The sequence below is a fragment of the Streptomyces pathocidini genome (genome assembly GCF_001418495.1).
In the GTDB taxonomy this organism is placed as follows: domain Bacteria; phylum Actinomycetota; class Actinomycetes; order Streptomycetales; family Streptomycetaceae; genus Streptomyces; species Streptomyces pathocidini.
The window spans coordinates 1-10,870 of record NZ_LIQY01000331.1; the positions used below are offsets into that span (position 1 = coordinate 1).

The window sequence follows — 10,870 nt, forward strand, 5'->3', positions numbered from 1 at the left end:
CAGGGTACGGGGCGGCGGATCCCCGGCATCCGCCGCCCCGTACCCTGGACGCATGAGCACAGCTCCGACCCCCGAGCGCCCCGAGCACGCCGATCCGGCCGCCAGGCTGGACTTCGACGACCCCTTCGGCCGGCCGTCCTCGGACGACACCGACCGGGGCTGGGGCGAGCGCCCCGGCGGCGACAGCGCCGCCGACCTGGCGCGCTTCCTCGACGAGAAGCCGCCGCACCACCTCTGAGGCGGCGGCTCCCCACCGGCGCCGACCGTACCCGCGGCCGGCGCGAGCGCGTCGAGCGCTCCCTCGCCTACTGCTTCTGCAGGTTCTGCGCGGGCAGGTGCCCGTTCCGCTGCGCCACCAGCGCGTCGCGGATCTCGGTCAGCAGCTCGACCTCGGTCGGCGCGGCCGGGGTCTCCTCCGCGGGAGCCTCCTTGGCCGCCTGCCGGTCCTTGTAGCGGTTCATCGGCATGACCATGAGGAAGTAGACGACCGCCGCCGTGATCACGAAGGTCAGCGTGGCACTGAGCACGGAGCCCCAGAGGAAGTAGAGCCCCTCGGTGACCTCGCCCGTCTGGCTCTTCACGCACTTGTCGCTGAGGCACAAGGCGTACTGATCGAGATTCTTCGAGCCGAGGGCTCCCACGACCGGATTGATCATGCCCTTGACCACGGCGTTCACGATGTTCGTGAACGCCGCTCCGACGACCACGGCGACCGCGAGATCGACGACGTTCCCCCGCATCAAGAACTGCTTGAAGCCGTTCAAGACGCCCTTGTTCTCCTCGCTCACCCCTGAGCCTCTCTGTGCGTACGCGATGGATGGAACAGACGGTTCCGCAATGTACGGCAGAGTGGCTGAGGGCTGTCCAATCGCGAGCCCCAGGAAGGACGGCAGGGCCCAACACGGCGGCTACGACAGCGAGTCCGGCCGCGACCGTGCGTCGCCGGCGCCGTAAGAATCGCACCGTTCGATAACGCCCTATTCCCGGACGCAACGGCGCGAACTGCGGGACCTCGCGTCGCGGGGGAACGGGCAGAGCGGGAAGGGCGCGGTCGTTAGAGAACTGGGACATGGGAGCGGCACCACCTGTCGCGAAGAGTGTCGGATTCCTCCTGCGCTCCCCACGATGCACCGCTCCGCGAGATCCCGCTGAAGCCTGTGGACAACCCGCGAGTTGTGGACAACTCCGTCACCCACAGGCGTAATCAGGAAGCGCCAACCGCCCCCAACAGCCCCACCAGCCAAGGCGATACGGCGATTACGGCGACACAGCGATTACGGCAGTTCGAACCCCGGGTCCAGCCCGTCCAGCGCCCCGGCGCACAAGCAGCCCCGCCCGTCCGGCGCGGGCAGTCCGGCCACCGCGTCGAACAGCACGGACCGCAGCCGGTCCACGTTCGCGGCGAACACCCGCAGCACTTCCTCGTGCGAGACGCCCTCGCCCGTCTCGGCACCCGCGTCCAGATCCGTGACCAGCGTCAACGACGTGTAGCAGAGCGCCAGTTCACGCGCGAGCACCGCTTCCGGATGCCCCGTCATGCCCACCACCGACCAGCCCTGCGCCGCGTGCCAGCGCGACTCCGCGCGGGTCGAGAAGCGCGGCCCCTCGATCACCACCAGCGTCCCGCCGTCCACCGGCTCCCAGTCGCGCCCGCGCGCCGCCGCCACCGCGGCCTTCCGCCCCGCCGGGCAGTAGGGGTCGGCGAAGGCCAGGTGGAGCACGTTCGGCTCCTGCCCGTCCGGCAGCGGCTCACCGTCGTAGTACGTCTGGGGGCGGGACTTCGTGCGGTCCACCAGCTGGTCCGGTACGAGCAGCGTGCCCGGCCCGTACTCCGGCCGGAGCCCGCCCACCGCGCACGGCCCCAGCACCTGCCGCGCCCCGAGTGACCGCAGCGCCCACAGATTGGCGCGGTAGTTGATGCGGTGCGGCGGGATGTGGTGCTTGCGCCCGTGCCGGGGCAGGAACGCGACCCGGCGGCCCGCGATCTCGCCGAGGAACAGGGAGTCGCTGGGCGGCCCGTACGGAGTCTCGACCGTGACTTCCGTCACGTCATCGAGGAACGAGTAGAAGCCCGAACCCCCGATGACCCCGATCTCCGCCTGCGCGTTCCTCGTCTCGACCATGCGCCCCACTGTAAGTGCCGCCGCGAAAGCGAGGGACCCCGCCGTCTCGATTCCGAGACGGCGGGGTCCGCTGCGCGTACGCGCGCGTGAAGGGGGCGTCAGGCCGCGGTGCTGCCCGACTTTGCCGCCGACGAGGAGGAGCCGGACGACGTCGAGGACGATGAGCCGGAGGAGGACGAGGAGTCCGAGGAGCCGGACGAGCCGCTGGAGCCGCCGTCGCTCTTGGACGCCGGGGAGGACGACTTGGCGGCCGCACCGTTCGAGCCGTTGGAGCTGCTCGAGGACGAGCCGCGGCTGTCCGTGCGGTAGAAGCCGGAGCCCTTGAACACGACGCCGACGGCCGAGAACACCTTGCGCAGGCGCCCCTCGCACGCAGGGCACTCCGTGAGCGCGTCATCGGTGAACTTCTGCACCGCCTCGAGGCCCTCGCCGCAGTCGGTGCACTGGTACTGGTAGGTCGGCACGTGTCTTCCTCCTGGCACTCTCACTCATTGAGTGCTAACGACGGTCAATAGTGCAGCATTCCACGGGATCAGTCCACTGCGACCGGCACACGGTGACCGACTCCACGCTCCCCGGCCGACTCCTCACCGGCCCGCTCCTGGCCGGCCGAGCCCTGAGCTGAGCCTTGAGCCGACTCCGGCGTCGAGCCCTGCGCGGCCCCCCGCGCCGCGACCCGTCCGCCACCCCGCGGCACCAGCCGCCCCCGCAGCGTCACCACGGTCAGCAGCGCCAGCGCCGTACCGGCCAGCGGCACCGCGAACCCGGCGCTCGCGCCGAAGGAGTCCGCGAGCTGCCCGGCGGCGGTCACCGCGGCGGCCTGCCCCAGGGCGACCGATCCGGTCAGCCAGGTGAAGGCCTCGGTACGGGCGGACGGCGGCACCAGCGAGTCGACCAGCGTGTAGCCGGAGATCAGGGCCGGCGCGATGCACAGGCCGGCCAGCAGCCCGAGCGCGCCCAGCAGCAGGGCCGAGTCCACGGCCCACAGCAGCGAGCACACCAGGGCCAGACCCGCGTAGCCGGCCACCAGCCGCTGCCGGGCGGAGACCCGCCAGGCGATGGCGCCGCAGGCCACACCCGCGAGCATGTTGCCCGCGGCGAAGATCCCGTACAGCAGGCCGTTCATACCCGGCTGCCCGATCTCCTGTGTGAAGGCGGCCAATGAGACCTGCATGCTGCCGAAGACCGAGCCGATGCCGAGGAAGACCACGGCCAGGACGCGCACGCCCGGCACCGACAGGGCGGAGACGCGCGGCTCCCGCACGCCCGCGTGGAACCGGTTCACCGGCGGCGCGGTGCGGCGCTGGGCCGCGAACAGCAGACCGCCCGCCAGGGTCAGCACGCCCTCCGCGGCCAGGCCGGCCGCCGGGTGCACGCCGGTGCACAGCGCGGTCGCCAGGACCGGGCCGATGACGAAGGTCAGCTCGTCGGTGACCGACTCGAAGGCGGCCGCGGTGGTCATCAGCGGGCCGTTGTCCAGATTCGCCGCCCAGCGGGCCCGCACCATGGGCCCGACCTGGGGGAGGGAGGCGCCGGTCGGCACGGCGGCGGCGAACAGCGCCCACAGCGGCGCGTGCGCCAGCGCGAGCACCGTCAGCAGGGCCACGGAGGCCGCGTGCAGGACGACGCCGGGCAGCAGCACCGCGCTCTGCCCGAAGCGGTCCGCGAGCTTGCCGCTCTGCGGGGCGAACAGCGCCATGGAGACGCCGGTGACGGCCGCGACGGCGCCCGCGGTGCCGTACGAGCCGGTGGTGTGCTCGATCAGCAGCACGATGCCGATCGTCAGCATCGCGAAGGGCTGCCGGGCGGCGAAGCCCGGGAGCAGGAAGGTCCAGGCGCCGGGGGTGCGCAGCAACTGCCCGTACCCGGGGCGCTTGGGGTTGCGGGGCTGCGGGGCTGTGCTTTCGGTGGTGGTGACCGCGGATGCCACGGCCGAGCCTTTCTGCCGCCTGGTAGCGCACCCGCGTGGGTCGTCACGGGAGTGCGCCGAGAGCTGTCCTCTCGCGCAGGACCGGGGTAGATACCGGGGTCCGCACCGATGCAGGTGGCAGGGGACCGCGGCCGCCGAGCGGTCGCGCCAGCTCCGCTTCAGGCAGAGTTGGTTCGTCTTGTCGTCCTTGATGATACAGGGCTATGGGGCTGTGGTCTGGTGATTTGCATGACCGCAGCCCTTGTTCACCTGCGATTGGCCGGCCCGTTCCCGCCGGTGCCCAGCCAGCCCGCCAGCTTGCCGCCCTCGGCCACGGCCCGCAGCCGCCGCTCCGCCGCGTCCCGCACCGGATCCGTCGCCACCACCAGCAGCTCGTCGCCGTGCCGCAGCACGGTCGTCGGGGCGGGCACGAAGCTCTTCCCGTCCCGTACGACAAGGGTGACCGCGGACCCGGCGGGCAGCCGCAGTTCGCCGACCTCCACGCCGTGCATCCGGGAGCCCTCCGGCACGGAGACCGACAGCAGGTGGCCGCGCAGCCGCTCCAGGGGCGCCGATTCGATGCCGAGGTCCGCCGCCGTCTCGGCGGGCCCGAGCCGCAGCCGCTTGGCGAGCCAGGGGAGGGTCGGTCCCTGCACCAGGGTGTAGACGATCACCAGTAGGAAGACGATGTTGAAGATGTCCCGGCTCGCGTCCACCTCGTAGACCATGGGGATGGTCGCCAGCACGATGGGCACCGCGCCGCGCAGCCCGGCCCACGACAGCAGTACGCGCTCGGGCCAGGGTGTGCGGAACGGCGCCGTGCTGACCAGCACCGAGACCGGCCGCGCCACCATCGTCAGGACCAGGCCGACGACGACCGCGGGCAGGATGTCGTCGCCCAGCTCGTGCGGGGTGACCAGCAGGCCGAGCAGCACGAACATGCCGATCTGTGCGATCCAGCCGACCCCCTCGGCGAAGCCGCGGGTCGCGGGCCAGTGGGGCAGCTTGGCGTTGCCGAGGATCAGTGAGGCGACGTAGACGGCGAGGAAGCCGCTGCCGTGCGCCAGCGCGCCGCCCGCGTACGCGAGGACGGCGATGGCCATGACCGCGATCGGGTACAGGCCGGAGGCGGGCAGCGCCACGTGCCGCAGTCCGTACGCGCCGAGCCAGCCGGTCGCGCAGCCGACGGCCGCGCCGATCGCCAGCTCCAGGATGATCTTGCTGAGCAGCCAGTGCCAGGAGTCGACGGGGCCCGCGGTGGAGAAGGCGACCACCAGGATCACCACGGGGGCGTCGTTGAACCCGGACTCCGCCTCCAGAGCGCCGGTCAGCCGCGGGGGCAGGGGCACCCTCCGCAGGACGGAGAAGACCGCCGCCGCGTCCGTCGAGGACACCACCGCGCCGATGATGAACGCCTGCCGCCACTCCAGACCGACCAGATGGTGCGCCGCCGCCGCGGTGATCCCCACGCTCACCGCGACGCCCACCGTCGACAGCACCGCCGCCAGGGGCAGCGCCGGTTTGATCTCCCGCCACGGGGTGCTGAGGCCGCCCTCGGCCAGGATCACGACCAGCGCGGCATAGCCGATGATCTGGGTCAACCCGGCGTCGTCGAACCGGACTCCGATCCCGTCCTGGCCGATCGCGACGCCGATCCCGAGATAGACGAGCAGGCTCGGCAGCCCGCTGCGAGAGGAGACCCGGACCGCCGCCACCGCGATGAGCAGAACGATCGAGCAGACCAGCAGGAGTTCATTGAGTTGGTGGACAGTCAGCGGCCGGACCCTTTCTCGCGTTGCCGCCCGAAACGTTCCTCCGGACGGCCGGAACTTCATTGCCTTACCTAATATTTTACGGGTTCTTGACGCCTGCCGCGGACGCCCAGCCCAAGGACCGGCACCGGGCGGCCCCTTGGAACGTCCTACTCCACGAGCACTCTCCGACTCCCCGTACGGGGCTGTCACAGGCTGCGCCTATGGTTGCTCCAGCATTCCAGGACCGCCCTGCCCCTCTAAGGACAGCGATGCCCGCCAACAAGACCGGCCCTTCGGGCAAGAAGAAGGGTCGACGTGCCCGCCTCCTCGTGATCGCCGTCGTGCTGCTGCTCGTGGCGGGCTTCGGCTACGGCACGTACTGGAGCGTCAGCACCGTGCGCGCCTCCTTCCCGGAGACCACCGGCTCGCTGAAGCTCAAGGGCCTCTCCGGGCCGGTCCAGGTCAAGCGTGACGGCTACGGCATCCCGCAGATCTACGCCGACACGGACGAGGACCTCTTCCGCGCGCAGGGATTCGTCCAGGCGCAGGACCGGTTCTGGGAGATGGACGTCCGGCGCCACCTCACCGCGGGCCGGCTGTCCGAGATGTTCGGCGAGGGGCAGGTCGAGACCGACGCGTTCCTGCGCACCCTGGGCTGGCGGAAGGTGGCGCAGGAGGAGTACGACACCAAGCTGTCGCCGGCCGCGAAGAAGTACCTCCAGGCGTATTCCGAGGGCGTCAACGCCTACTTGAAGGATCACAAGGACTCGGCCCTGTCCGTCGAGTACGCGGCGCTCGGCCTCACCACCGACTACACCCCGGAGAAGTGGACCCCGGTCGACTCGGTCGCCTGGCTCAAGGCCATGGCGTGGGACCTGCGCGGCAACATGGAGGACGAGATCGACCGTTCCCTCATGTCCAGCCGCCTGACCCCGAAGCAGATCGAGGACCTGTATCCGAAGTACCCCTACGACCGGAACGCGCCGATCGTGCGGAGCGGCTCGGTCGACAGCGCGGCCAAGTCCTTCGACCCGAAGGGCGGGACGGGCTCGACGTCCCCGACCACGCCCGCGACCGGTGCGGCCGCGGGTCTCGACGGGGCCGCGCAGGGCGTCCAGACGCAGCTGGGTTCGCTGTCGAAGACCCTCAAGGACATCCCGGCGCTGCTGGGCCCGAGCGGCAGCGGCATCGGCTCCAACTCCTGGGTGGTGTCCGGCAAGCACACCGCCACCGGCAAGCCGCTGCTCGCCAACGACCCGCACCTGGCGCCCCAGGTGCCCTCCCTCTGGTACCAGATGGGCCTGCACTGCCGGAGCGTGAGCGAGAACTGCCGCTTCGACACCGCCGGCTACACCTTCTCCGGCATGCCGGGCGTCGTCATCGGCCACAACCAGGACATCGCCTGGGGCTTCACCAACCTCGGCGCCGACGTCTCGGACCTCTACCTGGAGAAGGTCACCAGCGACGGCTACCTCCTGGACGGCAAGCGCCGCCCCTTCAAGACCCGCAAGGAGACCATCAAGGTCGCCGACGGCGCCTCGCGCGAGGTCACGGTCCGCTCGACCGGCAACGGCCCGATCGTCTCCGACCGCAACACCGAGCTGGCCAAGGTCGGCAAGGAGGCGCCCGTCGGCGACGCGGCCCCCGACCGCGGCAGCGGCTACGCGGTGTCGCTGCGCTGGACGGCGCTGACCCCTGGCAAGTCCATGGACGCGGTGTTCGAGATGAACGCGGCCACCGACTGGGACGCGTTCCGCAAGGCCGCCCGCGACCTCGCGGTGCCCTCGCAGAACCTCATCTACGCCGACACCGAGGGCAACATCGGCTACCAGGCGCCGGGCCAGATCCCCGTACGCGGCAAGGGCACCGGCGGCCGCCCGGCCGACGGGCGCTACCCGGCGCCGGGCTGGGACTCCCGCTTCCAGTGGAAGGGCTATGTGCCGCAGTCCGCGCTGCCCTGGGAGTACAACCCCTCGCGCGGCTACATCGTGACCGCCAACCAGGCCGTCGTGAACCAGGAGAAGTACCCGTACCTGCTGACCGGCGACTGGGGCTACGGCGCGCGCAGCCAGCGCATCACCGACCTGATCGAGTCGAAGATCAAGGACGGCGGCAAGATCTCGACCGACGACATGCAGGCCCTGCAGATGGACAACGGCAGCGAGATCGCCGAGCTGCTGACCCCCTACCTGCTCAAGATCGGCGTCAAGGACCCGCTCGTCCGTGAGGCGCAGAAGCTCCTGGAGGGCTGGGACTACACCCAGGACGCCGACTCGGCCGCGGCCGCCTACTTCAACGCGGTCTGGCGCCACACCCTCAAGCTGGCCTTCGGCAACAAGCTGCCCAAGGAGCTGCGGGTCGAGGGCCAGTGCCTGAGCGTCCGCCCGGCGGACGACGCCGGCCCCCTGGAGGACCTGGACGGCAACACCCGCCTCGTCAGGGAGTGCGGCGAGCGCGCCCCGGACCAGGCGCAGCCCGACGGCGGCGACCGCTGGTACGAGGTCGTCAGGACGCTCCTGAAGGACCCGGAGAACGACTGGTGGAAGACCTCCGGGACGGTCCGGAACCCGGGCGACCGCAGCCGTGACGAGCTGCTCGCGCACGCCATGGACGACGCCCGCTGGGAGCTGACCTCCAAGCTGGGCAAGGACATCGACACCTGGAGCTGGGGCCGCCTGCACCAGCTGACGCTGAAGAACCAGACCCTGGGCACCGCCGGCCCGGGCGCCATCCAGCACCTCCTCAACCGCGGCCCCTGGAACCTGGGCGGTGGCGAGGCCGCGGTGAACGCCACCGGCTGGAACGCGGCGGGCGGTTACGAGGTCATCTGGGTGCCGTCGATGCGGATGATCGTGAACCTGGGGGACCTGGACAAGTCCCGCTGGATCAACCTCACCGGCGCCTCCGGGCACGCGTACAGCGCCCACTACACCGACCAGACCGAGAAGTGGGTCAAGGGCGAACTGCTGCCCTGGACCTTCACCGAGCGGAAGGTCGAGGCGAACACCGAGGACACGCTGGCCCTGATCCCCTGATCCGGCAGGGCAGTTGGCCCTCCATAGGCGGCGGTCCATAGGCGGCGGTCCGGCTCCACACACGCGTGGAGCCGGACCGCCGCCTTCATGCGACCTGACAGCGGCCCTACAGGGGCGAGGAGAAGCGCCGGACCGAGGAGGGCGTCACCGCCGCCTGCACGGGCCTGTCGTGCTCCTCCGCCGGCACCTCGTCGAGCAGTTCGCCGTCGTAGAGCAGCACCACCAGCGCCGGATCCGAGCCCGCGGCGGCCAGCCGGGCCAGCACCCGGTCGTAGCTCCCGCCGCCCCGGCCCAGGCGCAGGCCCCGCCGGTCCACCGCGAGCCCCGGCAGCAGCACCGCGTCCGCCGCCGTGACGGCCTCCGGGCCGAGCCGCGGTCCGGCCGGCTCCAGCAGCCCGCGCCGCGCGGCCACGAGCCGCTCCGCGCCCTCGTACGCCGCCCAGTCCAGGTCGTTGTCCGCCAGCAGCACCGGCAGCAGCACCCGTACGCCCCGCTCGCGCAGTGCGTCCAGCAGTGCGCGCGTGCCCGGCTCGCGGCCCACCGAGACGTACGCGGCGACCGTGCGGGCCCCGGTCAGCTCGGGCAGTTCCAGGGCGCGCCCCGCGAGTTCGGCCGCTGTTTCCGACACGTCATCCGCCGTCAACCCGGCCCTTACCGACAGGAGGGTTTTGCGCAACTCGGCCTTCGTAGCGTGGCTTCGATTCACGGTGGGTACAAACCTTCCTTATGAGAGCGCATTTATCAGGGCCGCATCTTTCCCTCATAGGCACCCGTTATGGTTCTCCGCATGACTGAAGCGCGCCCCCGGATCAGCAAGGCTGTCATTCCCGCCGCAGGCCTTGGCACCCGCTTTCTCCCCGCCACGAAGGCCACGCCCAAGGAAATGCTCCCGGTGGTGGACAAACCCGCGATCCAGTACGTGGTGGAGGAGGCGGTGGCCGCCGACCTCTCCGACGTCCTCATGATCACGGGCCGCAACAAGCGGCCCCTGGAGGACCACTTCGACCGAAACTACGAGCTGGAAGAGGCCCTGACCCGCAAGGGCGACGAGTCCCGCCTCGCGCGCGTGCAGGAGTCCAGCGACCTGGCGACCATGCACTACGTCCGCCAGGGCGACCCGCGGGGCCTCGGCCACGCCGTGCTGTGCGCCGAGCCGCACGTCGGTGACCAGCCCTTCGCCGTACTGCTCGGCGACGACCTCATCGACCCGCGCGACCCGCTGCTCACCCGCATGATCGAGGTGCAGGAGCGCTTCGGCGGCAGCGTGGTCGCGCTCATGGAGGTGGACCCGAGCCAGATCCACCTCTACGGCTGCGCCGCCATAGAGGCCACCGGGGACGACGGCGTCGTCCGCGTCACCGACCTCGTCGAGAAGCCGGCCGTCGCCGACGCCCCCTCCTCGTACGCTGTGATCGGCCGCTACGTCCTCGACCCGGCCGTCTTCGACGTCCTCCGCAAGACCGAGCCGGGCCGCGGCGGGGAGATCCAGCTGACCGACGCGCTGCGCGAACTGGCCCAGAACGGCGGCTCGGACGGGCCGGTGCACGGCGTCGTCTTCCAGGGCCGCCGCTATGACACCGGGGACCGCGGCGACTACCTGCGTGCCATTGTCAGACTCGCGTGCGAACGTGAGGACCTGGGGCCGGACTTCCGGGCCTGGCTTCGCAGTTACGTCACCGAGGAGATGGACCACCTTGAGCGAGACCGCTGACGCGGACGCCACACGGAACGCGCGGGAATCGGCCGAGGAAGCCGCCGGCGAGCCCGGCGCGGCCCGCGACGAGGGGCCCCCGCCCCAGGACGGGGGCCGCGTCTGGAGCGTGGCGGACCACCTGGACGACATCGTCCGCCACGTCCGCCCGATCGAACCCATCGAGCTGCAACTCCTCGACGCCCAGGGCTGTGTGCTCGTCGAGGACGTCACGGTCCCGACCGCCCTGCCGCCCTTCGACAACAGCTCCATGGACGGCTACGCGATCCGCACCGCCGACGTCTCCGGGGCCTGCGAGGAGTACCCGGCGGTCCTGACCGTCATCGGCGACGTCGCCG

At 71.2% G+C, this 10,870-nt stretch carries 9 protein-coding genes and 1 pseudogene; 4 read left to right on the top strand and 6 right to left on the bottom strand.

Features of this window, described 5'->3' with window-relative positions; genetic code table 11:
• Positions 1–52: 52 nt before the first annotated feature.
• Positions 53–238 (top strand): hypothetical protein, encoded by a 186-nt coding sequence (locus AOK16_RS16415; RefSeq protein WP_055472991.1) that lies wholly within the window; start codon positions 53–55, stop codon positions 236–238.
• 67 nt (positions 239–305) lie between these two features.
• On the opposite strand, the gene mscL is transcribed toward AOK16_RS16415, so the two are convergent.
• The 5 genes from mscL to AOK16_RS16440 all read right to left on the bottom strand — a co-directional run bounded on the left by mscL (position 306) and on the right by AOK16_RS16440 (position 5,867).
• Complete coding sequence (gene mscL, locus AOK16_RS16420) at positions 306–788, bottom strand: large conductance mechanosensitive channel protein MscL (protein ID WP_079101454.1); 483 nt, start codon at positions 786–788, stop codon at positions 306–308.
• Between the two features lie 486 nt (positions 789–1,274).
• Positions 1,275–2,123: an S-methyl-5'-thioadenosine phosphorylase gene (locus tag AOK16_RS16425; protein WP_055472993.1), complete on the bottom strand. Its 849-nt coding sequence runs from the start codon at positions 2,121–2,123 to the stop codon at positions 1,275–1,277.
• A gap of 98 nt (positions 2,124–2,221) precedes the next feature.
• Positions 2,222–2,587, bottom strand: coding sequence for an FmdB family zinc ribbon protein (locus AOK16_RS16430; protein ID WP_055472994.1), 366 nt, complete (start codon positions 2,585–2,587; stop codon positions 2,222–2,224).
• 68 nt (positions 2,588–2,655) lie between these two features.
• Positions 2,656–4,053: an MFS transporter gene (locus tag AOK16_RS16435; protein WP_079101455.1), complete on the bottom strand. Its 1,398-nt coding sequence runs from the start codon at positions 4,051–4,053 to the stop codon at positions 2,656–2,658.
• A 245-nt stretch (positions 4,054–4,298) separates the two neighbouring features.
• Positions 4,299–5,867: a potassium/proton antiporter gene (locus tag AOK16_RS16440; RefSeq protein ID WP_055472995.1), complete on the bottom strand. Its 1,569-nt coding sequence runs from the start codon at positions 5,865–5,867 to the stop codon at positions 4,299–4,301.
• Between the two features lie 188 nt (positions 5,868–6,055).
• Between AOK16_RS16440 and AOK16_RS16445 the strand changes: the two genes are divergently transcribed.
• Positions 6,056–8,821, top strand: coding sequence for a penicillin acylase family protein (locus AOK16_RS16445; RefSeq protein ID WP_055472996.1), 2,766 nt, complete (start codon positions 6,056–6,058; stop codon positions 8,819–8,821).
• A gap of 106 nt (positions 8,822–8,927) precedes the next feature.
• Here the strand turns inward: AOK16_RS16445 and AOK16_RS16450 are convergent, their stop codons facing one another.
• On the bottom strand, positions 8,928–9,497 hold the full coding sequence (locus AOK16_RS16450; RefSeq protein WP_398718507.1) for a 5-formyltetrahydrofolate cyclo-ligase: 570 nt from the start codon (positions 9,495–9,497) through the stop codon (positions 8,928–8,930).
• A gap of 111 nt (positions 9,498–9,608) precedes the next feature.
• Here AOK16_RS16450 and galU point away from each other — a divergent pair, with 111 nt between their 5' ends.
• Complete coding sequence (galU, locus tag AOK16_RS16455) at positions 9,609–10,532, top strand: UTP--glucose-1-phosphate uridylyltransferase GalU (RefSeq protein ID WP_055472998.1); 924 nt, start codon at positions 9,609–9,611, stop codon at positions 10,530–10,532.
• Positions 10,516–10,870 (top strand): annotated as a pseudogene (locus AOK16_RS16460) (gephyrin-like molybdotransferase Glp); the annotation flags it as partial. The gene galU and the pseudogene AOK16_RS16460, both read left to right, overlap by 17 nt.